Source organism: Sinorhizobium sp. RAC02, from assembly GCF_001713395.1.
GTDB lineage: Bacteria > Pseudomonadota > Alphaproteobacteria > Rhizobiales > Rhizobiaceae > Shinella.
In genome coordinates, this window is sequence record NZ_CP016452.1 from 1,562,026 (window position 1) to 1,587,465 (window position 25,440).

Sequence of the window (25,440 nt, forward strand, 5' to 3'; positions counted from 1 at the left end):
CTGCTGTATGGTCACATGATCCTTTCCCAGGCCCTGTTCCTGATCCTCTCATTGGCCGCATGCGCCCTTCTCGCGGTGCTCGCTACCAGAGAGCATCGCAAGACGGTGGCGCAGCGGCATCGGCTGCTGGACGAGGCGGGGGCGGTCCTGGAGGCCCCCCGTTTCGGGCTTTCCGCCGATCACCATCCTATGGTGAGCGGGGTTTTGGAGGACGGCACCCAGGTCACGCTCGATGTCGTCACCGATACGATGGTGACACGCCGGCTGCCGCAGCTTTGGCTGCGGGTCACGCTGCAAGACGGCATTTCCCACGCTTGGCCGACAATCGGCGTGCTCGCGCGGCCGACCGGGTCGGAATACTATTCGGCAGTGCACGGCCTGAACGAATGGCTGACGCCGCCGATGACGCAGGTTCCCATGCTCATGCGCGGCAGCGCGAACGCCAGGGATGAGCAGTGGCAACCCTTGCGGCATAGCCTTGCCGGCCTGGTTGCGGACCCACGGCTGAAGGAGGCTGTCGTCACGCCGCGCATGATCCGCGTGGTGGTGCAGGCCGCGGAAGGCGAGCGATCGGCCCATCTCCTGCTGCGGCAGGCGCGCTTCGCCGTCGATACCGTGCCCCAGAGCACGATACGCCAAGCGCTCGATCTCGCCATGGAACTCCGCTCGCTCGCAGGCAGTGCTGCGCAACGCGCAGCGGTCGGTGTTAGCTAAGGACTGTGCAATGGGAAAAGAACCCAATCCCTATCTCGTTCTCGCTCTTGCCGTCGCTTTGCCGGGCGCGGGTCATGTGGCGATAGGAGAGCCGCGGCGCGGGCTCACCTTCGCCCTCTTCGTCATGCTCTTCTCGATCCTCACCTTCATGACGACGACGCCGGATCAATCATTCATCGGCCGGCACGCCGGTGGCCTTTTCATCTGGGCCCTGTCCATTCCGGATGCCTATCGCCGGGCAAGGCTGGCGCGGCTTTAGGCATTTAGGGTCCGAGGGTGTCGGTCAACTCAAGGTTCATCGGTCGCGAGGCAAGAGGCTTACGGCAAAGCCGCACAGCACGACACGCGCCGAACCTCTCGGGTTCGACGCGTGTCGCATCAGCAGTGATGTAGTCTATCCGCTCCTGGCCGTCTGGTCTCGGAGCGGCGCCAGTGATGGATTTAGAATTCTTCCCAGGAATCCTTGTCGACCGCGACTGCCGCCGAGCCGCGGGCGGTGAAGGCGCTGGCAATGCGATTGACCATGTTGCGGGCGGGCGAGTTCGAAGGGGCTGCATGAGCGGCCGCCAAAGCGGGTGCCGCACGGCGTGCCGGGGAGCCCGCAGATGTGCCGCTCCCCAGCTGGAACCGCGCAACCACATCGCGCAGCCGAGCCGCCTCGTTCGCGAGCGTGGCACCGGCGGCATTGGCTTCTTCCACCATTGCCGCATTCTGCTGGGTCACTTGGTCCATCTGGTTGACGGCCGTGTTTACCTCGGTCAACCCGATCGACTGCTCGCGGGATGAGGTCGTGATCGCATCCATGTGCTGGTTGATGGCGACGATATAGCCTTCAATCGTCTTGAGGGCCGCACCCGTCTGGCTGACGAGATGAACGCCGCTTTCGACCTCGACGGACGAATTGTTGATCAAACCCTTGATTTCCTTCGCGGCCATTGCGGAACGCTGCGCAAGCTCGCGGACTTCCTGTGCGACGACGGCGAACCCCTTGCCGGCTTCGCCCGCACGCGCCGCTTCGACGCCCGCATTCAGCGCAAGCAGATTGGTCTGGAAGGCGATGTCGTCGATGACGCCGATGATGTTGGAGATCTGGTTCGAAGACTGCTCGATCTTGCCCATCGCATCGACGGCTTTCGCAACCACCTCGCCCGACTGGCTGGCACTCTGGTTCGCCTGAATGGCGACCGTGCGGGCCTCCTCGACGCGCTTGGAAGAGTTCGCGACATTGGTCGTGATCTGGTCGAGGGCGGCGGCGGTTTCTTCCAATGAGGCCGCCTGCTGCTCGGTGCGCTTGGAAAGGTCATCGGCGCTCTGGCTGATTTCGCGAGAGCCGCTGTCGATGGAGCCCGTCGCATCCGCCACGGCCGACATCGTATCGCGCAACTGCCGCACGGCGCGGTTGAAGTCGTCGCGCAGGCTCTCGAACTCCTCGGAGAACGACTGGTTCAGCTGAACGGCGAGATTGCCGGAAGCGAGCTGCTGCAGACCGCCAGCAAGCCCATTGGTCGCCAGTTCCATCGCTTCCGCGCGTATGCGCTCCTGTTCGGCCGTGATGCGCCGCTGCTCTTCGGACTGATCGCGCAGGGCTTCCGCCTGCTGTTCGAGTTCGCGTGCCTTGAGGCCGTTGTCTTTGAAGACCTTGACCGCACGTGCCATCGCGCCGACCTCGTCGGGACGCGCATCACCTTCGACGGTTGCCGTGAGATCCCCGCCGGCCAGCCGCGTCATGGTGCCGGTGAGGCGACCGAGCGTACCGGCCAGCGCGCGGGCGAAGAGGAAGAAGCCGAGAAGCGACAGCAGCGAAACCACGACCGTGCCGGCGACCGTCATCCACACGGCGGTTTTGCCGTCGTTGACGACAGCGCTGACGTCGGATGCAATCTCCATGATGCCGATCTTGGTGCCGGAATAGTTGTTGAACGGCACGGCCTTGACGACGAACGTCGTGTCACCGGCGCTCACGCGCTTCTGAACTGCCTCTCCGGCGAAGGCCGCCGTCAGGTCGTCTTCGGAAAGCAATGAAGCCTCGGTCGTCGATGCCTGCTTTGCCAGCTTGCCGTCGACAAGGATATGGACCGCTACCTCGCCGCCGATGCGCGCTGCGAGCGGTTCGAAGTAGGCGTTCGTCAGGCTGGTCCCGACATCGACGACGCCGACGATCTCGCCGCCGCTGACGACGGGCGCGGAAGCGAACATGCTGACCGCGGTGCGGCCCGGCTCGATGCCCGCCACGAGCTTGCCGCTCGACAAGGCCTCGACAACGGTCTTGCGGCGGCCCTTCATGTCGTCACCGAACTTATCCGGCGTATGGATGCGTGCGACGGCCTCGCCCTTCGCATTGATGAAGGTCATCAGCTGCAGACCGCCTTCGCTGACAACGACGGGCCAGGCGGCCGCATGTCGGGCAATGATCTCGTCACGGGCATTGCTGGTGATCAGGCCGGCGACCTCGGGCTCGGCGGCGAGCGTCAGCGCGAGAGCGGAAGCAGCCTTGCGCTGGGCTGCCATGTCGGTCTCGATCAGCGCCAGGTCGCTCGCGACTTCCCGCTGCAAGGCGTCATTGGTCGCAATCGACTGCCGGTACCAGGCCGTCCCTCCGATCGCAACGCTGGAAAATAGCACTGCCGCAAAGCCGCAGGCTGTTATCGTAATCCACAAAGGGCGTTTAATATCGATTTCGGGCATATCATCACCTTGATACAACTTGAGTGGCATCAGAGATGGTTGATTAAACTCAATTTTGAGTAAATTTGCCGACTCGAAAAATACATCGCTATTTCTTGTAGCCCGGGTCGTTTCAGGCTGCCGCACAGGAGCTGCAGCGCTCATGTGCGGCCTCGCCGAAAAGTGTTTAGCGCAGCCCGTATTGGCGCAGGATATCCGCAATACGGGCGTCCTGCTCGGCATTCGGCAGCAAGGCCGGCTGGCGGCTGGCGCCGACGGAGGCGTCCTGCAGGTAGAGGGCGCGCTTGACCATGGCGGGTGCAAAACCGAGCGCGTAAAGGTCCGTGCGGAAGGCGGCGAAGATCGCCTGCTGCTTTTCCGCCTCCGCGGCATCACCTCCATTGACGGCCCTCAGGATGCCGGCAAGCACATGCGGCATGGCATTGCCAAGGCCGGAAATGCAGCCGGCGGCGCCGTTCTGCAAGGCCCAGAGCACCAGATGGTCGGGACCGGAATAGACCTCGAAACCCTCGACCTCCTTCGCCACCTGAAGATAGGCCTCCAGCGTCTCCTTCGCTCCTCCCGAATCCTTGATGCCGGCGATGTTGCCGTGGCCAGAAAGTGCGCGGGCGGTTTCCGCTTCGATGTGGTTCTGCGTGCGGGCCGGAATGTCGTAGAGGTAGACCGGCGTCGTCACCGCGTCCGCCACGGTCGAGAAATGGCGGATGAGGCCGTCCTGCGTGCAGGCGATGAAAAAGGGCGTGATGACGGCGATGCCATCGACGCCGATGCGGTCGAACTCGCGGGCCAGCTTTATCGTCTCGAAAGTCGCCGGCATGCCGGCATTGACGATCACCTTGACGCGACCGCCGACCTCGTCGACCACCTCTTCCGTCAAGCGCACTTTCTCTTCAAAGGTCAGCGCCGTGAAGTCGCCGTTGGTGCCCGCACACATGATGTTGTTGCCGACCTCGACCTGTCGGCGGACCTGCGCTCGCGTCGCCTGATAGTTGATGGTTTCATCCTCGTTGAAGCAGGTCACGAGGGCCACGAAGGCTTGCTTGGTCATGGGTGTCTTCCTTTTGTGGGACAGCGCCTTACGAGGCGCTCTGCAGGCGGGCGGCGCGATGAGCGGCCTGGATATCGGGATCGGGGTTGAGCCCTGCGGCGAGAAGGGCGCGGGTGTAGTTTTCCCGCGGCGTGTCGAACACCTCGCGCACCGTGCCGAGTTCGACGATATCGCCCTTCTGCATGACCATGACGTGGTCGGCGAAATCGCGCACCACCGGCAGGTCATGGGCGATGAAGATGAAGGCGATGCCCATCTCACGGCGCAGCTTGTCGAGCAGCGCGATGACCTGCGCCTGCACCGAGACATCGAGCGCCGAGACCGCCTCGTCGCAGATGATGAGCTGTGGTTCGAGTGCGAGCGCCCGGGCAATCGCGATGCGCTGCCGCTGGCCACCGGAGAACTGGTGGGGATAACGCCCCATATGTTCCGGGCCGAGGCCAACCTGCACCAGAAGCTCAGCCACGCGCTCGCGCCATTTCGCCCTGGGAAGAATGTCGGGATGAATGACCCAGGCCTCGGAGATGAGCTGGTAGACGGTCATGCGCGGATTGAGCGATTGCGTCGGGTCCTGGAACACCATCTGCAAGTCACGGCGCAGCTTGTAGAGGTCCGCCGGGGACATGGTGAAGAGATCGCGGCCCTTCCACATGGCGCTGCCGGCATCTGGCTCGTCGAGACGCAGAAGAATGCGGGCAAGCGTCGATTTACCTGAACCGCTTTCCCCGACGACGGCCATGGTCTCGCCAGCCATGAGATCGAAGGACACGCCCTTCAACGCTTCGAAGGAACCATAACGCTTGCGCACGTCGCGCACCGAAAGCACCGGTTCAGCGCGGGCGGCGGGCGCGTGCATCTCGCCCTTGCCGGGTGCTGCGGCAATCAGCTTCCTGGTATAGGGATGCTGCGGGTTCTTGTAGACCTCGCGGACAGTGCCGGTCTCGACCAGCACACCCTTCTCCATCACCACGACGCGGTCCGCGATCTCGGCGACAACGCCAAGGTCATGCGTGATGATGAGCACGGCCATGCCGGTCTCCTGCTGCAATTCCTCCAGCAGGGCGAGCACCTCGGCCTGGACGGTCACGTCGAGCGCCGTCGTCGGTTCATCGGCGATGAGGAGGTCGGGACGCAGCGCAAGCGCCATCGCGATCATGACACGCTGACGCTGACCGCCCGAAAACTCGTGCGGATACTTGTCGAGTGATTGCTCGGGGTTCGGAATGCCCACGCGCGTCAGGAGGCGCAGCGCCTCCGCCTTCGCCTGCGCCGAGGCGGTTCCATGTGTCGTCAGTGCCTCGCGGATCTGCCAGCCGACCGTATAGACCGGGTTGAGATGGCTCAGCGGATCCTGAAAAATCATGGCGATGCGGCGGCCATTCACCTCACGTCGCTGCTGCGCCGGCATTTTCAGCAGGTCCACGCCGTCGAGCAGGATTTCACCCGAGCTGATGCGGCCCGGCGGCATGTCGATCAGGTTCATGATCGCCGAGGAGGAGACCGACTTGCCCGACCCGCTCTCGCCGAGAATGGCCAGCGTCTCGCCGCGGTCGAGATGGTAGGAGATGTTGCGAACCGCCTTCACCACGCCGACCGCCGTGTGGAACTCGACCGACAGGTTGCGGACTTCGAGAAGATGCTCAGCCATTCGTGCGGCCCTTCATTTCAAGGCGCCAGCGCTGCACCGGATCGAGCGCGATGCGCAGCCAGTTCGACAGCAGGTTCAGCGACATGGTGGTGAGGATGATGGCAAGGCCCGGCCAGAAGGACAGCCACCAGGCATTGGTGAGATATTGCCTGCCTTGCGAGATCATCAGCCCCCACGTGATCTCCGGTGGCTGGATGCCGATGCCGAGGAAGGACAGCGCGCTTTCGGCCAGCATCACATAGGCGAAGTCGAGTGTCGCAAGCGTCGTCAACGTCGGCAAAACGACAGGCAGGATATGGCGAAAGAGGATGCGCTTGGAGGACGCGCCCATGACGCGCGCAGCCTGCACGAACATGCGCTCGCGGATCTCCAGCACCTCTGCCCGCGCGGTGCGCAGATAGACCGGGATGCGGGTGATCGCCAATACCAGCATGAGGTTGAGGATCGACGACCCGAGGATATAGAGCACAATCACCGCGATCAGCAGTGACGGAAAGGACATGATGACGTCGGCAAGGCGCATGATCACCTGATTGACGCGCGCCGACGAGAAGCCCGCGATGAGCCCGAGAACCGTGCCAATGACCGCCGAGAGCACGACCGCGCCAGCGGCGACCATCAGCGTGTTTTGCGTGGCGACGACGATGCGGGCGAGCAGCGGGCGGCCGAGCGCATCCGCACCCATCCACCAAACCCAGCCGCGCTGCCAGTCGAAGGGTGCTGCATTACGGCCGCGCAGGTTTTGCTTGGTTGCAAGATCACCCAGCCAGTTCGGCCCGATGATTGCAAGGATCAGGATGACGATAAGGAAAATCGCCGCGCAGAGCGCGAACTTGTCGGCCAGCAGCATGCGGAACATGCGCTTGGCGAACGGCAGTTCCTCGGTGATGGCGGTGTCGGTGGTCAGGAGGGTCATGGCATGCTCCTCAGTGGCGGATCCGCGGATCGAGCAATGCATAGGCAAGGTCGATCAACAGGTTCATGAGGAAGATTGCGAGCGCCGTGACGAGGATCGCGGCGAGCACCACGTTGAAGTCGCGCTGCAGGATGGAATCGATCATCAGCTTGCCGACGCCGGGAAAGCCAAAAATGGTCTCGACGATGACCGCGCCGTTGAGCAGGCTCGCCGCCTGGTCGCCGATAACGGTGATGACCGGCAGCATGGCGTTGCGCAGCGCATGCACGAAGATGATCGGGCCGGATTTGACCCCCTTGGCGCGCGCCGTCTTCACATAGGCGGAGGACAGTGCACCAATCATCGAGCCGCGCACCACCTGCACGATAATGCCGAACGGGCGAATGAAGAGCACGCAGATCGGCAGGATCCAGTGCAGCAACGAGCCGGTGCCGGAAGTCGGCAGCCAGGCGAGATTGACTGAGAAGACGACGATCGCGACGATGGCGATCCAGAAATCGGGAACCGAAGCGCCGACAAGGGAAATGATCGAGGAAAGACGGTCGAAGAAGCCGCCGGCGCGGAAAGCGGCGAGCGAGCCTACGACGATTGCGGCGCCGGTGACGAGCGTCATGGTTATGAGCGCAAGCCAGAGGGTCCAGACGAAGGCTTCGAGCACGACATCAAGCGCCGGGCGTGCCTTGCGGAGCGATTCGCCGAAATCGCCGGTAACGACATCACCGACATAGCGACCGAACTGCACCAGCAGCGGATCGTTCAAGCCATGCAGTTCGCGGAACTGCTGCTTCATCTCCGCGGAAGCCTCGACCGGCAGGAACAAGGCGGCCGGATCCCCCGTCAAGCGCGAGAGAAAGAAGACTATGACGATCAGTCCGACGAGCGAGATCAGACTGGCCACAGCGCGTTTTCGAACGAATTTCAGCATGGCGCCCTCAGGGGAATCGGGCGGCGTGATCATCCCGCCGCCTTGATTGCTGTTGTGACCAGCGAGCATAGTGCTCGCCAGGACAGATTACTTGATCTTGATTTCCGAAAGCTGGAGCGTTCCGTTGGTCGCCATCGTCGGCTTGAATTCCAGGCGTTCGGAAACCCGAGAAAAACCGACCATGTGGAACAGCAGGACGTCGGCAACGACGTCGTCATGCACGTAGGCGATCACTTCCGACCAGAGCTTGGCGCGTTCCTCGCCGACGGCGGCCGAGGCTCGCTTGATCAGGTCGTCGACCTTCGGATCGGAGAAGCCGGACTGCGTGCCTTCGGTCGCATACTTGAAGAACATCGAGAACGACGGATCGCCCTTCGAGTTGTCGTGCATGGCGGCGACGATCTGCGGACCGCGGCCTTCCTTGAAGGGCTTCGAGTAGTACTGCTCGTGCTCGGCGACCTCGACGAACTTCAGCTCGACCGTGAAACCGACCTCCTGGAGCTGCGCCTGGATGGCCTCCATGATCTCGGTGACGTTCGGGAAGTTTGCCGAGCGCGCAATGATGGTGATCGGGGTATCGACCTTGACGCCGTCGGCCTTGGCTTCCTCGAGCAGCTTCTTTGCGCCTTCCGGATCATAGGGGAAGACCTTGACGTCAGGGTTCCAGCCGAGCGTCGGCGGCGGCACGATAGCGGTGGCGAGCAATGCGCTGTCCGGAACGAGTGTGCCGAGGAAGGCCTGGCGGTCGATTGCGATGTTGAGCGCGCGGCGAACGCGCACGTCGTTCAGCGGTGCGATATTATGGTCGATGCGCAGGTAGACGGTCTCGCTGTCGAGATAGGAAAAATCCGTTGCCGGGTTGGTGGCGTCGAGCTGCGAGATCGACGGCGACAGGTCAGCTTCGCCGGCCTGCACCATGGCCGCGCGAACCGACGGGTCGGCACGGAACAGGTAGGTCGCTTCGGTCACTTCGGGCTTGGCGCCCCAATAGTCGTCACGGCCGGTCAGCACGATCTGCTGGCCCGGTGTCCAGTTGGTCAGCTTGTAGGGGCCGGTGCCGACGGGCTCGCGCACGAATTCCAGCGGCGTCTCTTCCGGCACCATGGTGACGAGCGACAAAAGCAGCGGAAGGATCGGCTGGACCGGATCGGCCTTGAAGTCGATCGTGTAGTCGTCGACGATGGTCGGTGTCACGGTCATACCACCGAAATAGCGGCGGGACTCACAGGCGTTCTTGTCGCTCATGATGCGCTCGAAGCTGTGCTTGACGTCCTTTGCGTCAAACGCCGTGCCGTCGGAGAATTTCACGCCCTGGCGCAGGTGGAACCGCCAGCTGCCATCGGCATTCTGCTCCCACTTTTCGGCAAGGCGCGGCATGACGCCCTTGTCGCCGCGAACGTCGAGTTCGGTCAGCGTCTCGCTGACGTTCTGCAGGATGACACGGCCGATATTGGAGCGGGTCGCCATGCAGGGCTCGAGCAGGTCGGCCTCCTCGGCGAGCACGATCTTGATCGGTCCCGAGCCGGCAAAGGCGGGGGACAAGGCGGAGCCCAGCATGAGAGCCCCCAGAACAAGCATTTTCTTCACGGCATTTCCTCCCTAGTGAAATCGTGTTCAGGCAGATGTTGTTTTTCCGGATCGCGCGGCGACCAGCGCCGCACAGCAGATGAGCCCACCACCGAAAAGCGTGGTGACGGCGATGTGTTCGCCAAACAGTGCAAAGCCTCCGAGGGCCACGAGCGGCAGACGCAGAAAATCGACGGGTGCGACAATCGTGGCAGGCGCTAGCGAAAAGGCATGGGTCATCATGGCCATGCAGGCGGCGCCGACGACACCCTGAAGCGCAAGCAGCCCCACCTCCCGCGGCCCCGGCGTCGTCCAGAACGGCAGGGCGAAAAGAAGCGCAATCGGCACGGTCAGCAGAAGATTCCAGACGACGAGCGTCGAGGTCCGGTCGCCCTTCGACATGGATTTCAGGATCAACTGGATGGCCGACTGGAGCACCGCGCCGGCAAGCGCCAGCGCGATGGCAAGGCTGATCCCCGTGCCCGACGGACCGATGACGACCAGCGCACCGACAAAACCGATCGCCACCGCACCAATCATCGCCGGGCCTTGCCGTTCACCAAGCGTCAGCGCGGCACCAAGCACTAGGAAGATCGGCGACGTGAAGGCGATCGCCGTCACGTCGGCCAGCGGCCCCCAGCTGAAGGCGGCAAAGAAGGCGACCATGGCCAGCAACTTGAAACCGGCGCGAACGGCATGCTGGCGAAGCGGATGCGTCGAGCGCAGCACGGCCGGACGAACAAGAATGAAAGGCAGGAGAATGACAGCGCCGAAAAAGGCACGGAAGAAGCCGATCACGAAGGGATGCACGGCGCCATGCAGGGCGCGCACGATCACGGCGTCAGCTGCCGCGAGCACCGCAGCACCGGCCGCAAAGAGCACAGCCATCGTCGCCTTCCGTGAATTGCCGGCTTCCGGCATGAAAATCCTCCTCCCGGCATCCTCTTGCCAAGTTGGCCAGACCATCCTCTTTTCATACAAGTTTGTCAAATTATTTTGCAATGTAAAATTAAATCGAGCCGCTACTAAATTATTTATATAATAAATTCTGATACTTAACGTAGTATATATGTGAATTTTCCAAGCTTGATAACATTCTCAAACTTGACAACTTTGTAATTTCGGTGATTTTCAACACCATACAGGAGGAGCCAATGGACCCCGCGGAAATCGCCCGCCACATGAATGGCCTGCTTCAAAGCACGCTGCCCGGACGAGACGAAGCCCTGCTGCCGTCGCCCATGATCCAGAATCATGCCGCGTTTCAGCATCTGCTTGCCGATGGCGCGCTCGCCTGCGCCTGGTTTGGCGGCACACTGGAAGGCAAGTCGGACATCTCGATCTTCGCCTCCGTGCTGCCGAAGGGCGCAGCGAACTGGGGACCGCCGCAACGGCTGAGCTTCGACCCGGCGCATTCAGAGCAGAATCCCGTGTTCTTCACCGCGCCCGATGGCAGGCTCTGGCTCTTCCACACCTCGCAACCATCAGGCAATCAGGATGAATGCCGGATCCGCATGGCCGAAATCCGGCGCGACGCCTCGGATCCGCTAGCGCTGGTGGCGCAGGAAGGGCGTTATCTCGATCTGCCGCGCGGCTGCTTCGTTCGCGCACCGCTCACGGTGCGCGCGGATGGGGCGTGGCTGCTGCCGATCTTCCGCTGCGTCCAGCGTCCCGGCCAGAAATGGAACGGCAGCCATGACACCGCCGCGGTCGGCATCTCGCGGGACGGTGGAGAGACCTGGCAGCTCGAGGACATCGCCCAATCCATCGGCTGCGTGCACATGTCACCGGTTTCGTTGGAGGGCGAGCACCTTGCCGCCTTCTTCCGCCGGCGCCAGGCGGACTTCGTCTACAGAACGGAGAGCCGTGATGGCGGGCAATCCTGGTCCGCGCCGCAGGCGACCGATGTGCCGAACAACAATTCCTCCATCGCCGCGATCCGCCTTAACGACGGCCGCGTCGCAATGATCTGCAATCCGGTGAACGCGGCCCAGTCCGCCGACCGCCGCGCGTCGCTCTATGATGAACTCGGCGAGAACGACGACCGCCCAGACGCCGACCCTGCCGGCGGTTGCACGCCGATCTGGGGCGTACCACGCGCACCGGTCGCGCTCTGCCTGTCTGAGGATGGCGGCAATACCTTCCCCGTCCGGCTTCTGATCGAGGACGGTCCCGGCACCTGCCTTTCCAACGATTCGACCGACGGCCGAAACAAGGAAATGTCCTATCCCTGGCTGCTGGCGGAAGCCGACGGCACCCTGCACCTCGCCTACACCTATCACCGGCGTGCGATCAAATATGTCCGCCTGGCACCCGGCTGGGACCGCGCCGACACACGGAGACTTTCATGAGCGACATCATCGGCATCACCATGGGCGACCCGTGCGGCGTCGGCCCCGAGATTTCGGTGCGCGCGCTGGCCGGCATGACGCCGGAAGAGCGCGTGACGATCCGCATCTACGGCAATCTCAAGACGCTGGAGGCCGCGTGCGAAGCCCTCGACATCACGATCGACCTAGCACCGCATGTCGTGGACCTGCCGATCGAGGGCGCACCCCTCGCCTGGGGGCAGCTCAGCCCGGCCGCCGGCGATGCAGCCTTCCGCTTCATCGAAAAGGCGGTACGCGATGCGCAGGCTGGCACCATCGGCTGCATCGTCACTGCGCCGATCAACAAGGAAGCGCTGAACCTCGCCGGCCACCACTATGACGGCCATACCGGCATGCTGCGCAGCCTGACGGGCTCCAAGGCCGCCTACATGCTGCTTGCCTCCGAGCGCCTCAAGGTCATCCACGTCTCGACCCATGTCTCCCTGCAGGAAGCCATCCGCCGCTCAACGACGGAGCGGGTGCTTGCGACCATCCGCGCCGGAGACGCCCACCTGAAGCGCACCGGTTACGCAGCACCCAGGATCGCGGTTGCCGGTATTAACCCCCATTGCGGCGAGAACGGCCTCTTCGGCACGGAAGACGACGAACAGATCGCACCGGCCGTCCAGGCAGCGCGTGCGGAAGGTATCGACGTCTACGGTCCGATCTCCGCGGATACACTGTTTTACCGCGCCTATGCCGGCGCCTTCGATCTGGTCGTCGCGCAGTATCACGACCAGGGGCACATTCCGGTCAAGCTCGTCGCCTTCGATACCGCCGTGAACGTCTCCGTGGACCTGCCGATCGACCGCACCTCGGTCGATCACGGCACGGCCTTCGACATTGCCGGCAAGGGTATCGCCGACCACGGCAACATGAATTCCGCCATAGCCTACGCCCGCAAGCTGGTGTCGGGCGCCGCCAAGCGAGGATGAGACCATGAGCATCGCCCCCATCACGCTCCACCAACCGCGTCGGCTCGCCGTCGGCGCCGGCACGATCGGCGAGGTCGGCGCCTGGGCCTCCGACGCTGCCTCGGTACTGGTGATCGCAACGCCGATCACCGCCGGCTTCATCGACCGCCTGAAGCTCGCTAGCCGTGTCACCGTGTTCGACGCGATCCCCGGCGAGCCTGACATTACGACGCTGGAGGCCGCCATCGAAGCCGCGCGCCAAAACCGGCCGAACCTCATCGTCGGCCTTGGCGGCGGCTCGGTGCTCGACGTCGCAAAACTGGTTGCCGCACTATGGGATGGCGAGCAGACGCTCGCCGACGTCGCCGGCCCGAACCGGGTCGCTGGGCGCCGCACGCGCCTCGTCCAGGTCGCCACCACCGCCGGCACGGGCTCAGAGGCCGGCATCCGTTCGCTGATCACCGATCCCGGCAAGGGCACCAAGATCGCGGTCGAAAGCCCGCATCTAATCGCCGATTTCGCCGTGCTCGATCCGGAACTGACCTATTCCGTGCCATCGGCGGTGACGGCGGCGACCGGCGTGGACGCCATGGCGCATTGCGTCGAGGCCTTCACCAATCGCCGCGCCCATCCGATGATCGACGGCTTTGCCCGCATGGGCTTCCGGCTCGTTGGCAAATACCTCGCCCGCGCGGTGCGCGACGGCACGGACACCGAGGCCCGCGAGGGCATGATGCTTGCCTCCTACTATGGCGGTATCTGCCTCGGCCCGGTCAACACCGCCGCCGGCCACGCCATCGCCTATCCTCTCGGCACGCGGTTGCGCCTGCCGCACGGACTGGCGAATGCCATTATTTTCCCGCATGTCCTGGCCTTCAACCAGAACGTAGCGGCAGGAAAGACGGCGGAAGTGGCCGAAGCCCTCGGCCTCGGCGAAAACCTTACCGCTGAAAACCTCCTCACCGCCGCCCACGGCTTCTGCCGCGATCTCGGCATCGAGATGGCGCTATCCGCCCATGGCGCCGTAGCGGACGACCTGCCCCTCTATGCCGGCGAAGCGCACGCGAACCGCCGCCTGATGGACAACAACCCGATCGATATGAGCGTGGAGGACGTGCTCGGCGTCTACCGGGCTGCTTTCTAGGAAGCGCAGTTCCCCAACAGGAAAACCCCGGCCTTGCCGGGGTTTTGCGTTCTATTTGGATGCGTGGAAAAGCCGCTCCCGCGAGCCGGTGAGATGCTGGAACATAAGCTCCCGCGCCTTCGCGCCGTCACGGGCCGAAATCGCTTCCGCAATCGCCTCGTGTTCGCCAAAGACCCGGGTGAGGCCGGTGGTCTCGCGCTTTACCGACGCGCCGTGGAACCGCATCCCTACGGCGATATGGTCCTTCAGTGCTTCCATGGCGGTGAAGAAATAACTGTTCTGCGCGGCGCGCGCGATCGCGAGGTGGAACTGGAAGTCCGCATCCTCGCGGTGGGACTGCCGGTTGGTGGCGTCCCGCATCAGTTCCAGCGCCTGGCGGATGGCGGCGAGCGTCGCCGCATCGTGGCGCTCGGCGGCAGCCGCGGCGGCCGCCGGCTCGACGGTCAGGCGGAACTCGTAGCAGTTGAGAAGGTCGGCGACGTTTTCGAGCTGCCCGAAACCCAGCGGCTCGCGCATGCCGACGGCCCGCACGAAGCTGCCCGCGCCGCGCCGGGAATAGATGAAGCCCTGCTCGCGCAGCCGCCGTAGCGCCTCACGGATGATCGGCCGCGAAACCTCGAATTCGATCGCCAGGTCATGCTCGGTCGGCAGGCGCTCGTCCGGCTTGTAGGCACCGGACTTGATGGCGCGATGCATGCGCTCGAAGACGAGATCGCCAAGGCTCCTGCGTGCTGTTCCGTTCTCCAGTCCCATCGTTCATCCCGTCTTGCGGCACAGCCGGTCTGCGATCTCCCGCAACGTGTCCGGCTCGCCAAATCCTCCCGATTTGGCGATAATGCAATGTCCTTGGGCATGCGCCAAGCCCAGTCCGGGCAGGCATTCACCACGCAGCCGGAACCGCACGATCCCCATCTTCTTGAGCACGGCCTCCGCTGTGGCGCCGCCGGAAAGCAGCAGCGTCGACGCCGCGGCCGCAAGATCGGGGCAGACGCTTTGCGCCAGCGCATGCGACACCTCTTCCGAGGTCGCGATATCCTCGCCCGGAACCGCCTGCACAAGCGTCAGCGCGCTGCCATCGGTGCGCGCGCCGTCAAGGCGACCATTCGGCGCCGGCAGGTGGCGCAGATCGCCATGGCCCAGCAGCGCCTCGATCTGCGCAAGGGTAATCGGGTCGCGCGAGCCGATGACGAAAAGGCCCGGACCCGCGGGGATTTCAGCGGCGCGTGCCGGGGCCTGTCCGCTCATCGCCTCGGCAAACGCTTCCGCAAGGCCGCGTGCGCCGACAAGAAGATCGATCCCCGCCTCATCCGCCCGTTCGAGCCAGAGGTGCAACTCGTTTTGGCTGGCAATGTCTGGGATCGTCGCGCGGGCCGCATGGGACCCGAGCCTTTCCGCAATGGAAATCGGCGCGTCCACCCCGAAGCCCGTCACACAGCCGTCCTTGACGATGCGGCCGAAGGCCGGGATCGCCGGCGCCACCAGCGCCGCCTGATAGGGCATGGCATCGAGTTCGGCCGAGATATGGCCCTTGAGACGCGAGTCGACCTTCTTGAAGAGACGCGTTCCCGCCGGCAGCGTCGCTAGTGCCCTCTCCGTCTCTCGCCGCGCAGCCTCAGCGCCGATCTCGCGCGAAGCGAGATTGATCGACAGCACCTCCGGCGCCTCGCGCAGGGCTTCGCCGACGGCGCTGGTCGAGAGGGCCACTTCCACATGCATGCCCCGCGCCGCGAACGGCGCAGCCGTATCCAGCGCCCCCGTCAGATCGTCGGCAAGAATGGCCAGCATCGCGCGCTCCGCATTGTTGTTATCTTTATTGTGCGACTTCATATTGAAATGTCAATGATATTCCTTGCAATGTTACAAATTATAGCAAGCCGATCGAACCGGCTGTTCTGCTTGTGGTCCCGGTTCCCCAGCCCCTGCTCTCGAAGACGAGCAAAGACTGGGGGCAGTCTGTGAAGAGAAGCACGGCTGCCTCTGTCCGGCGATGCAGCCCCGAGATTTGAGCCGGTCAGATCTGCCGGCCGATGCGATGGTCCAGCGAATGCCGGTTGGCGCCGCGCAGCAGGAAGAAAATGGTGATCGCCGCCCAGAGGATCGATTTTTCCGCACCGAACAGGCCCTGCCCTTGCACGATGCCGTGGAAATAGACGGTGACGAGCAGGATAACGGTCGCCACAAGCGCAGCGGCCCGGGTGAACAGCCCGAGCGTCAGGCAGACGCCGGCAAAAAACTCGCTCACCGAGAGCAGCAGCGACCAGAAGGCGCCGGGATAGAAACCGATGCTCTCCACCAGGCCGGAGGCGCCGAACGGGTCGAGGATTTTCGGAAATCCGTGCGTAACGAGCAACGCACCCGCCACCACGCGCAGAAATGTTTCTCCACCGATGAAGGACCGCTCGTAGAGCGGCGCGAGAGAGGGAACGTAGAGGTTCTGAAGACGTGCGGGTGCCGTCTCGGCATCGAGATTCTGCATGCGGGTGCTCCTTTAAGTTTCAGGCGGCGGGTGGACAGTCAGCCACCGCACGCGACCCTGCGGGCGGATAGACGGTGTCGGTAAAACAGGGGATGGTGATCGCCCCGGGGTCGAGGTCCTTGTCGCTCAATTCGTCGATGATGAATTCGGCAACGGAGTTGGAGAGCAATTGGCGCGGGTCCTCCATGACCATGCGCAGCCGGGAAATGGCGGTGAAACGGTCGTTTGGATGTTTCAGCCGCGGCATTTCACTGAGCGTGCCAGCCGGATCGGTGATGACCGGGGCCGTGCCGATATCCGGCACGAAGGCCGGGAAACCGTCGAACATCTTTGCGCCGATCTCCGCCGTCACCCGCGTCTTGCACCACAGCGTGCGATAGGCCTTTTCCAGGTCCTTGAGGTCGGTGCCGCTCTTGATCATGTCGAGGTTGAGGCTGGGGGCGTGCGGCGAGATCAGCAGGTATTCCGGCCGGAGGGTCTTTTGCGAGGCGCGCCAGAGGAGGTGGCACATATTGTTGGTGGCCCAGGTGAGGCCCGCCGTCGGGCGACCAGAACTTCCGCAGATCATCACCATCAGCGTCCGCCAATCGAGATCCAGCCGTGTGATCCAGCGCATGATGCGGTGGGTGATGTCGAGGAAGGTCAGCGCGAAGGTGGCGACCATGACGTCGTTGAACGGCACCAGCAGGCGGCCCGGCTCCGGCGGTTCCAGGAACCGCTCCCGGAGCGCCCGGTAGGTAAAGACCGAAGGATCGGCAAGGCCGGTATGCAGGAAGTCTTCGACCGTGCGGCAGGCATAATCAACCAGGTCGACGATCTTCGGCTCCCAGCCTTTCCATGCATCCACCGCCACCTCGGTCTCCCAATAGGAAACGGTGGAGACCGCACGCACGGCCTCGCACTGGGCAAGGAAACGGCGAGCCCAGGCCTGCCAGCCGTCGATGCCCTCCTCCTGCATTTCGGCAAGCCAGGCCATGGCCGTGCCGAGATGGGAGATGGCGGTCAGTTCCTTGAAACCGCGGGTGCTGTGACGGAAGCTTTCATAGATCGGCTCCCGATCTCGGCCGGGGAACAGCACGAGGTCGGAACCCGTCGATATGAGGATGGGCGTATCGGCCGTCGCGTCGCGTTTGCGCTGCGCAAGTTCGGCGGCAATGCTGTTCGGGCCCGTATAGAGGTCGTAGAGATTGATAAAACGGGGATCGGGTCTGTAAGGCATGGAAGGACTGCTCCTGAAACGGCGCGGGCGCCGCTCAACCTAGAAATTCGTAGATGACGGTGTCTTGGGAAAACCGCACATCCGGCGTCAAGCTGTTCGTGACGACGAGATACGTCTTGCCATCCGCCTCGAAGAAGGCGGCATCCGTGGCGCCGAAGGTCTTGAAGCGGTCGACAAGCTGCCATTCCTCACCGGACCAAGCGTAGATGACGGAGAGCAGATCGGTCTTCGGCGCCTTCGGCGAGCCCTCGATGAAATTCACCTGTACGAGATAGGAACGGCCGTTCTTCGTGATGGAGGCGAACTCCCGGCCACCCGGGCCGCTCAGCACCTGCATCTCCTCGAATTTTTTGCCGCTCCATTGATAGACGACCGTATCGTCGGCAATGGCGGCGAAGGCGACCTGCACCGGACCGGGCACCGGCAGGACATGGAAAGCGCGGCCGGTCTTGCCCTCGAAACGCTGGAAAACCTCGAAAGTCTCGCCAGTCCATTCGAGCAGCACCGATTTGCCGGTGTGATCAGCATAGGCGAGGAATTCGCGGTCGCCGGCGATGATCTTCGTCCAGTTGTAGCCCCAGGGACCATCGAGCGTCAGGAAGGGCACGAAGCTGGCGCCATCCCATTCGAAGATCGTCGAGTTGCGCGGATTGCTCGCCTCGACGCCTTCGACAGTGACGCCGAGCGCAAAGGCCAGGAATTGCCGCCCGCCAAAGCTGAGAGCCTTCCATTGCTTGGCAAGGAAGCCGGGAAAGCGCTGGAACGGCAGCCACTCTCCACCGACTTCATGGTAGACGACGGAATCGATGTTGGGTTGGTACGGTCCCGCCCCCGTGCGGGCGCTGGCGGTGGCGAGGAAGCGTCGGTCACCGATCGCGAAGAATTCGGCATCTTCCCCGCCAGGAACCGGCAGGCGGGAGACCGGTGCAAACCTACCCTCTTCCCATTCGAAGATCAGCAGATCGGTGTTGCTGTCTCCGCCATTCATATGTGCCGGCGTGCCGGCCACATCATAGGCAAGCTGCGGCACGGCAAGGAAAAGCCGGCTGTCGATCGAGTAGATTTCGCAGGCGCGGGCCCCGGAGGTCGGCAGGATGCCGATCTGGCGCATCAGCCCTTGTTCGGAGCGCCCGTCCATCTGTGTCCCCTCCTTCGTCGCGATTGGCGTGTCCACGAATGCCGGCCTCCCTGCCAGAATGCTGTTCTTGCCCGATATTGGGAGAATTCGGCCGTTCCAGCCAATTCAATTTTTGCGCGTTTTGTTTTGCAAAATATATCAATGAGCATTTATCATCGCACAGCCTAAAACACCGGATGAGACAGTGCCATGAACTTCAAGCATCTCACCTATTTCCGTACCTTGGCCGAGGAGCTGCATTTTCGGCGTGCGGCGGAAAAACTCAACATCACCCAGTCTCCCCTGTCGATCGCCATCCAGAATCTGGAGGAAGAACTGGGAGCGCCGCTCTTCCTGCGCACCCAACGCAGCGTGCAGCTCACCGAATTCGGCCGGCTGCTCTATCACCATTCGCTCGGCATCCTGGAGCGCATCGAAAGCTGCGAGCAGGAGATGAAGGCGGTTGCGGGCGGCAAGGCGGGGCAGTTGCGCATCGGCTTTACCGCCGCCTCCTCGCTGCTGTCGCCCTTCCCCGCGCTGATCCACGCCTTTCGTGACCACTATCCCGATATCAACGTGACGCTGAAGGAGCACACCAGCATCGCCCAGCTGCAGGCAATCGGCGAACGGGAGCTGGATGTAGGCGTGATCCGCCGGCCGCAGCGCAACCAGGTTTCGGGGATCTCGTTTCGCAAGCTCGCAACCGACCGGCTGGTGGTGGCGGCGCATCGCGGCCATGCGCTGCTCGACAAGGCGGAAATCCGTATCGCCGACCTCGCGGAGGAGAATTTCATCTTCTATCCGCGCAAGATCGGCGTCGGCATCTATGACCAGTTCATCGAACTGTGCGGCAAGCGCGGCTTCTTCCCGAACATCGTACAGGAAGCACAGGAGGCGACGACGATCATCGGGTTGGTCGCCTCCGGTCTCGGCATCGCCGTGGTTCCCTCCGGGTTGCAATTCATCAAGATCCCGAATGTCGCCTTCATGCCGCTGGCCGACGCAGATGCCGAGACGGATCTCTTTCTCGCCTTCCGCGCAGGGGAGGAAAATCCCCGCATCGCCCATCTCATCCGCCTGGCGCAGACGGCCTTTCACAACCAGGAAGGCTGAGGCGTTGCCGCCCCAGCCTTCCGTTTCAAATGGCTTTTGCGCAGCCTATTCGTTGAGCCAGGTCGAGGACTGGTCGAGGTAGAGGAAGTTGCTGGGGTTGAAGGTCCAGCCCTTCAGCGCCGCGTTCATGGCGACGATGCGCTCCAGCCAGACGACCGGCACGGAATAGGACTTTTCGTAGAGCCGGGTTTCGAAGTCGCGCAGCAGCGTCCTGCGCTTCGCCTTGTCCTGCTCCAGCGCCTGCTTGCGCCAGAGGTCGTCGAGTTCGCGGTCGGTGAAGCGGCCGGCCGAGCGGGCGGAGACGTCGTGCGAGATGTACTTCGTCATCTGCTCGGTCGGCTCTTCGCGCAGCGCCGAATAGATGTCGACGATCGCCTGGTACGATCCGTCGGAAATCGCCGCCGCCCATGGTGGCGTCTCGACGACGACGTTGCGGGCATTGACGCCGATCTGCCGCCACTGGTCGGTGAGGAAGACGCCGAAATCGACAACGATCGACGGGCCGTTGCGCACCGTGAGGTCGAAGCTCAGATTCTCCTGGCCGGCCTCCTTGAGGAGGCGTTTCGCCTCTTCGCGCGCGACGGCGATATCCGTGCCGAAGCCGGCCATCTTCTGCAGGTCCGCATCGGAAGCGGCAAATTGCCCGCCGGGCAGGAAGATGCCACCGGCGTAGCGCATCTCCGTCGTGCGGCCGAGACCCTTGACGCCGCCCCAGCGGTCGATGGCGAGGTTCAGCGCGCGGCGCACGCGCTCGTCGTCGAAGGGCGGTTTTTCCGCGTTGAAGGTCACGAGAAAATGAGTGAGTGCGGGGCCGGATTTGATGCTGATGGCATCACCAAGGCTCTGCTTCAGCCGGTCGGCACCCTGCGGGCTGACGCCGCGGAAATCCGTATGGATCTGCCCGGCCTGGATGGCGTTCGCTACGGCCGGCCCTTCCATCGTGTAGGATTCCAGCCCGTCAAGATAGGGCTGGCCCGTGCGGAAGTAGTTCTCGAACTTCGAGGACTTCCAGACGGAACCGGACACGAATTCATCGAAGACGTAGGGGCCGCTGCCCATGACCTTCTGCTTGGGGTATTGCGGGTCCGACTTCAGGAGTGCTGCGGAATAGACGCAGTTGAACGGCGAGGCGAAGGTGCCGAGCACGGACTCGTCCCATTCCTTCACCTTGAAGCGCACCGTATAGTCATCGACGACGTCGATCTTGTCGATCTGGCGGAAAGCTTCCAGCCGCTCGGAGATGACGCCCTCCGGTGGCCAGGCCAGCCGTTCATAGGTCGCGGCAACGTCCGCGGCCTTCAGATCCGTGCCGTCGTGGAACTTGACGCCCTGGCGCAGCTTGAACGTATAGGTGAGGTCCGTCGGATTGGCCTCCCAGCCCTCCGCAAGATCGCCCTCGATATCCGGATAGCTGCCCGGCTTGAAGCGCAGCAGCGTCGAGTAATGCGGGGCAAGACGCATCAGCGCGGCAAAGTGATTGGCGCCGTGGCAATCGAAATTGGCCGGATCGTCGCTTACCGCATAGCGCAGAATGCCGCCGGACTTCGGCGTTTCCTGCGCAGCGGCGACCGCGCCGTTGAGCAGGAGTGCGCCAACAGCGGCGAGCCCCACGATTTTCCTTCGGATATCCATGTCGTTTCCTCCCTGAAACGTGAAAATTCTGTCAGCGGTCCGATCGCGCCTTCGGATCCAGCACGTCGCGCAATGCGTCACCGAACATCGAGAAGGCGAAGACGACGAGTGCGATGGCGAGGCCCGGATAGAGCACGATCCACGGCGCGGTCATCGAGGTGTTGAAGGCGTTGCCGGCGAGCATCAGCCCCCAGGACGGGGTGGGTTCGGTGACGCCGAGCCCGAGATAGGACAGCGAGGCCTCGATCAGGATCGCCTGGCTGATGAAGGCGGTGAGCATGACGATGTACGGCCCGAAAATGTTCGGCGCCATGTGGCGCACGATGATGCGCAGGTCGCTGAAGCCGAGCGTCACCGCCGCGTCGATATAGGAAAGGTTGCGGATGGTGAGTGCCTGCGAGCGGGCGACACGCGCCATCTTGGGAACGATCGGCAGCGCAATCGCCAGCACGAGGTTGAGGTCGATGCCGAAGACCAGGTTGCGCCCGAGGCTGGAGACGAGCACCAGCGCAAGCACCGTGATCGGGATCGCCAGCAGGATCTCCATGAAGCGCTCGACGATGGTGTCCACCCAGCCGCCGGCATAGGCCGAGGTGATGCCGACGAACAGCCCGATCGTGCAGCCTATGAAGCTGGCGGAGACGCCGATGAGGAAGGCCGTACGCCCGCCATAGAGCACGCGCGAGAAGAGGTCGCGACCGAAACTGTCCGTGCCCATCAGGTGTGCGAGCGATGGCGGCGCGATGGCATTGCCGTAGTCGGTGGCGAGCGGATCATAGGGCGCGATCCAGGGGGCTGCGAAGGCGACGACAAAGCCCAACACGATGAGCACGAGGCCGAGCGCTCCGAGCGGCTGGCCGAGCACGAGTTTCGCGATCGACCCGCGCGACCGGGGCGGTGTGATCCAAAGTTCGGTGGCGACGGATTTGCGCATGGCTTCAACCCAACTGGATACGGGGATCGATGACCGCATAGGCGAGATCGACCAGGAAATTGACCACGATGAAGATGACCGTCAGCACTAGGACGATGCCCTGGATGACGATGAAATCACTGCGCGACACGGACTCGATGAACAGGCGTCCGATGCCGTTGAGGGAAAAGACCTGTTCGATGACGACGAGGCTGCCGACGAGCAGCGCGAATTCCAGCCCGATCATGGTGATCGTCGGCAACAGCGAATTGGGAATGACATGGCGGCGGATGATGGCGGCCGCCGCGAGCCCCTTGGCGCGTGCCGTGCGCACGAAATCCTCGTGCATGGTTTCGATCACCGAGGAGCGCATCATGCGGATGAGGATCGCCGAATAGCGATAGCCGACGGCGACGGCGGGCAGGATCAACTGCTGCAGGAGGGTCAGCGGGTCTTTGAAGACGGAGGCCGTGCCGAGCGGCGGCAGCCAGTTGAAATACCACAGCATGGCGAGCGCCACGACCATGCCGAACCAGAAGGACGGCAGCGCCATGCCGGCGATGGCGAAGGTACGGATCGCGTAGTCGACGATACTGCCCGGATAGATGCCGGCGATGGTGCCAAGCGGAATGGCGATGAGGATCGCGACGATCATGCTGAGCGCCGCCACCTGCAGCGTCACCGGCAGGCGGGAGAAAATCTCCTCCGAGACGGGTTTTACCGTCCAGTGCGAATGGCCGAGATCGAAGGTCGCGAGGTCCTTCAGAAAATCGGCATATTGCACGACGAGCGGCCGGTCGAGACCGAGGCGGCTGCGCTCGGCGGCGACCAGCTCGACCGTCGGGTTGCCGCCCTCGGCGCGCAGCATGGTTTCCACAATATCGCCCGGCAACACGTTGAGCATGAAGAAGGTCAGCGTCGCCACGCCGAGAAGCGTGGGGATGGCGAGGAGGAGACGTCTGCCGATGAACGGAAGCATGGCGTTAGACCCTTATGCAGGCGGCGTGATGCGTCTTGGAAAAGGCGACGGATTTCGGCACCGCCTTTCCGCAGGCTTCCACCGCCATGGGACAGCGTGTGCGAAAGACACAGCCGCTCGGCGGGTTGAGGGGTGACGGCAGTTCGCCGGATATTTTTGCCTCCGGCGCGCCTGCATCCGCCGCGAAGGACGGCACGGCGGCGAGCAGCGCCTTCGTGTAGGGGTGGCGGGGATTGGAAAAGAGTTCGGCCCGCGTCGCCGTCTCCACCACCCGGCCGAGATACATCACCGCCACGACATCGGAAATGTGGCGCACGACGGCGAGGTCATGGGCGACGAAGAGATAGCTGAGGCCGAGTTTTGCCTGCAAATCTGCCAGCAGGTTCATGATCTGCGCCTGGATCGACACATCGAGTGCCGAGACCGGCTCGTCGCAGACGATGAGCCGCGGGCTCATGCCAAGCGCACGGGCGATGCCGACACGCTGGCGCTGGCCGCCAGACATCTGGTGCGGATAGCGCTCGGCCATCTCCGCTGGAAGGCCGACGAGATCGAGCAATTCCTCCACGCGCGTGCGTGCCTCCCGCTGGTCCTTGCAGATGCCGTGCACCAGCAACGGCTCGGCAAGGATGGAGCCAATGCGGTGGCGCGGATTGAGCGAGGTGGAGGGATCCTGGTAGACGACCTGGATCTGGCGGCGCAGCGCAAGAAGGTCGCGCTTGCCGGCCGTCAGGATGTCACGGCCCTCGAAATCGGCACGGCCGCCTGTCGCATCCTGGAGGCGCAGCAGCGTGCGCACCACCGTCGTCTTGCCGCAGCCCGATTCCCCGACGAGGCCGAGTGTGCCGCCTTGCGGGATGTCGAAGGAGACGTCTTCCGCCGCGCGCACCACCGCGCCGCGCTTCAAAGGAAAATGCCGGGTCAGGCCGCGCACGCTGAGCACGGTTTCGCCAGGGCTGCGTTCAGAGCCAGCCGCCGCGGGATGGCCGTCCTGCGGCAGCGCATCTACGACCGGATGGAAGCAGGCATAGTGCCGGCCCCCGGCAACCGTATCGGTCGGTACACTGCCGCAGGCCGCCGTCGCCGCGCCACAGCGGGGGCTGAAAGCGCAGCCGGCGGGGAAGCGCGCCGGGCTCGGCGGCTGTCCGGGAATCGTATGCAGGCGTGCCTGCCGTGGCTGGTCGAGCCGTGGCACGGCCATCAGCAGGCCCGCCGTATAGCGATGGCGCGGCCGGCGTAGCACTTCCTCCACCGAGCCGGATTCGACGATACGCCCGCCATACATGACATTGACGCGATCGGCATAGCGGGCGACCAGCGCCAGATTGTGGGTGATCAGCACCAGGCCGACGCCGGTCTCCTTCACCAGCGAGCGCAGCAGATCGAGGATCTGCGCCTGGATGGTAACGTCGAGTGCCGTGGTCGGCTCGTCGGCGATAATGACCTTGGGATTGCAGGAGAGCGCGATGGCGATGACGACGCGCTGGCGCATGCCGCCGGAAAATTCGTGCGGATACTGGTCCATCCGCCGTTCCGGATCGGTAACGCCGACCCGCGTCAGAAGATCGACGGCACGTTTGCGGGCGGCCAGGGCATCGAGCCCGAGATGCTCCAGCATCGGCTCCATGATCTGCCGGCCGACGGTCATCAGCGGATTGAGCGAGGTCATCGGCTCCTGGAACACCATGGCGATGTCCCGGCCGCGCAGGCGCCGCATCGCGTCCTCCGGCAGGCGAAGATAGTCGCGTCCAGCGAGCCGCACCTCGCCGGAAAAGCGCGCTGTCTGCGGATCGGGGAGCAGCCGCATCACCGCAAGCGAGGAGACCGACTTGCCGCAGCCGGATTCCCCCACCAGCGCCACCAGCTCGCCGGCGTGCACATCGTAGCTGACATCACGCACGATATGCAGCAGCCGGTCGTTCGAGCGGAACTGGACGTTGAGGTTGCGGACGGAAAGGAGCGGTTCCGCCGCCGTATCGGATCGAGCTTGCATGGTTCCGGCCTCAGTCGCGCCGCGTTGCAGGGCCGCTATGCTGGGTGATTCGATGAACATGCGCGTCTC

General features: G+C 63.6%; 22 protein-coding genes. 6 read left to right on the top strand and 16 right to left on the bottom strand.

The genetic code is table 11. The features are described 5' to 3' along the window. The first annotated feature begins 15 nt into the window (after window positions 1-15). Window positions 16-714 (top strand): hypothetical protein, encoded by a 699-nt coding sequence (locus tag BSY16_RS28270; protein ID WP_069063083.1) that lies wholly within the window; start codon window positions 16-18, stop codon window positions 712-714. Window positions 715-724: 10 nt separating this feature from the next. Beyond that, complete coding sequence (locus BSY16_RS28275) at window positions 725-973, top strand: hypothetical protein (protein WP_069063084.1); 249 nt, start codon at window positions 725-727, stop codon at window positions 971-973. A 182-nt stretch (window positions 974-1,155) separates the two neighbouring features. Here the strand turns inward: BSY16_RS28275 and BSY16_RS28280 are convergent, their stop codons facing one another. The 7 genes from BSY16_RS28280 to BSY16_RS28310 form a co-directional block, all read right to left on the bottom strand. Then, on the bottom strand, window positions 1,156-3,399 hold the full coding sequence (locus BSY16_RS28280) for a methyl-accepting chemotaxis protein (RefSeq protein ID WP_069063085.1): 2,244 nt from the start codon (window positions 3,397-3,399) through the stop codon (window positions 1,156-1,158). Window positions 3,400-3,565: 166 nt separating this feature from the next. Beyond that, the gene (locus tag BSY16_RS28285; protein WP_069063086.1) at window positions 3,566-4,447 is read right to left on the bottom strand and encodes a dihydrodipicolinate synthase family protein; all 882 of its coding nucleotides are present in this window, start codon (window positions 4,445-4,447) and stop codon (window positions 3,566-3,568) included. Between the two features lie 28 nt (window positions 4,448-4,475). After that, window positions 4,476-6,095, bottom strand: a complete 1,620-nt coding sequence (locus tag BSY16_RS28290) for an ABC transporter ATP-binding protein (protein ID WP_069063087.1) — start codon at window positions 6,093-6,095, stop codon at window positions 4,476-4,478. Beyond that, window positions 6,088-7,011 (bottom strand): ABC transporter permease, encoded by a 924-nt coding sequence (locus BSY16_RS28295; RefSeq protein ID WP_069063088.1) that lies wholly within the window; start codon window positions 7,009-7,011, stop codon window positions 6,088-6,090. Before BSY16_RS28295 ends, BSY16_RS28290 begins: the two co-directional genes overlap by 8 nt. Before the next feature lie 10 nt (window positions 7,012-7,021). After that, entirely contained in the window at window positions 7,022-7,936 is a 915-nt protein-coding gene (locus BSY16_RS28300; RefSeq protein WP_069063761.1) for an ABC transporter permease, read from the bottom strand. Between the two features lie 87 nt (window positions 7,937-8,023). After that, the gene (locus BSY16_RS28305) at window positions 8,024-9,514 is read right to left on the bottom strand and encodes an ABC transporter substrate-binding protein (RefSeq protein WP_502696035.1); all 1,491 of its coding nucleotides are present in this window, start codon (window positions 9,512-9,514) and stop codon (window positions 8,024-8,026) included. Between the two features lie 36 nt (window positions 9,515-9,550). Next, window positions 9,551-10,423 carry a DMT family transporter gene (locus tag BSY16_RS28310; protein WP_083243156.1) on the bottom strand — a complete coding sequence of 291 codons (873 nt, stop codon included), beginning with the start codon at window positions 10,421-10,423 and terminating at the stop codon, window positions 9,551-9,553. Window positions 10,424-10,656: 233 nt separating this feature from the next. On the opposite strand from BSY16_RS28310, the gene BSY16_RS28315 reads away from it, so the two are divergent. From BSY16_RS28315 to BSY16_RS28325, 3 genes are read left to right on the top strand one after another with little or no spacing between them, the layout of a single operon-like run. After that, a complete protein-coding gene (locus BSY16_RS28315; protein ID WP_069063090.1) occupies window positions 10,657-11,853 on the top strand; it encodes a sialidase family protein in 1,197 nt (398 codons plus the stop codon). Next, window positions 11,850-12,806, top strand: a complete 957-nt coding sequence (pdxA, locus tag BSY16_RS28320) for a 4-hydroxythreonine-4-phosphate dehydrogenase PdxA (RefSeq protein ID WP_069063091.1) — start codon at window positions 11,850-11,852, stop codon at window positions 12,804-12,806. Before BSY16_RS28315 ends, pdxA begins: the two co-directional genes overlap by 4 nt. A gap of 4 nt (window positions 12,807-12,810) precedes the next feature. After that, on the top strand, window positions 12,811-13,929 hold the full coding sequence (locus BSY16_RS28325) for an iron-containing alcohol dehydrogenase (protein ID WP_069063092.1): 1,119 nt from the start codon (window positions 12,811-12,813) through the stop codon (window positions 13,927-13,929). Window positions 13,930-13,980: 51 nt separating this feature from the next. On the opposite strand, the gene BSY16_RS28330 is transcribed toward BSY16_RS28325, so the two are convergent. The 5 genes from BSY16_RS28330 to BSY16_RS28350 form a co-directional block, all read right to left on the bottom strand. Beyond that, the gene (locus BSY16_RS28330; RefSeq protein WP_069063093.1) at window positions 13,981-14,682 is read right to left on the bottom strand and encodes a FadR/GntR family transcriptional regulator; all 702 of its coding nucleotides are present in this window, start codon (window positions 14,680-14,682) and stop codon (window positions 13,981-13,983) included. 3 nt (window positions 14,683-14,685) lie between these two features. After that, the gene (locus BSY16_RS28335) at window positions 14,686-15,714 is read right to left on the bottom strand and encodes a four-carbon acid sugar kinase family protein (protein ID WP_069063763.1); all 1,029 of its coding nucleotides are present in this window, start codon (window positions 15,712-15,714) and stop codon (window positions 14,686-14,688) included. 226 nt (window positions 15,715-15,940) lie between these two features. Next, a complete protein-coding gene (locus BSY16_RS28340) occupies window positions 15,941-16,405 on the bottom strand; it encodes a DoxX family protein (protein WP_069063094.1) in 465 nt (154 codons plus the stop codon). A gap of 19 nt (window positions 16,406-16,424) precedes the next feature. Beyond that, complete coding sequence (locus tag BSY16_RS28345; RefSeq protein ID WP_069063095.1) at window positions 16,425-17,624, bottom strand: DUF5624 domain-containing protein; 1,200 nt, start codon at window positions 17,622-17,624, stop codon at window positions 16,425-16,427. A gap of 34 nt (window positions 17,625-17,658) precedes the next feature. Then, window positions 17,659-18,798: a hypothetical protein gene (locus BSY16_RS28350; RefSeq protein ID WP_150130171.1), complete on the bottom strand. Its 1,140-nt coding sequence runs from the start codon at window positions 18,796-18,798 to the stop codon at window positions 17,659-17,661. Window positions 18,799-18,951: 153 nt separating this feature from the next. On the opposite strand from BSY16_RS28350, the gene BSY16_RS28355 reads away from it, so the two are divergent. Continuing rightward, complete coding sequence (locus tag BSY16_RS28355) at window positions 18,952-19,854, top strand: LysR family transcriptional regulator (protein ID WP_069063096.1); 903 nt, start codon at window positions 18,952-18,954, stop codon at window positions 19,852-19,854. 45 nt (window positions 19,855-19,899) lie between these two features. Here the strand turns inward: BSY16_RS28355 and BSY16_RS28360 are convergent, their stop codons facing one another. Genes BSY16_RS28360 through BSY16_RS28375 form a run of 4 tightly spaced genes read right to left on the bottom strand, consistent with a single transcriptional unit; the run spans window position 19,900 to window position 25,431 of the window. Next, window positions 19,900-21,486: an ABC transporter substrate-binding protein gene (locus BSY16_RS28360; RefSeq protein ID WP_069063097.1), complete on the bottom strand. Its 1,587-nt coding sequence runs from the start codon at window positions 21,484-21,486 to the stop codon at window positions 19,900-19,902. Between the two features lie 31 nt (window positions 21,487-21,517). Then, the gene (locus tag BSY16_RS28365; RefSeq protein WP_069063098.1) at window positions 21,518-22,420 is read right to left on the bottom strand and encodes an ABC transporter permease; all 903 of its coding nucleotides are present in this window, start codon (window positions 22,418-22,420) and stop codon (window positions 21,518-21,520) included. Between the two features lie 4 nt (window positions 22,421-22,424). Next, window positions 22,425-23,378 (bottom strand): ABC transporter permease, encoded by a 954-nt coding sequence (locus tag BSY16_RS28370; protein WP_069063099.1) that lies wholly within the window; start codon window positions 23,376-23,378, stop codon window positions 22,425-22,427. 4 nt (window positions 23,379-23,382) lie between these two features. Then, entirely contained in the window at window positions 23,383-25,431 is a 2,049-nt protein-coding gene (locus BSY16_RS28375) for an ABC transporter ATP-binding protein (RefSeq protein WP_286157275.1), read from the bottom strand. Between the last annotated feature and the right edge of the window lie 9 nt (window positions 25,432-25,440).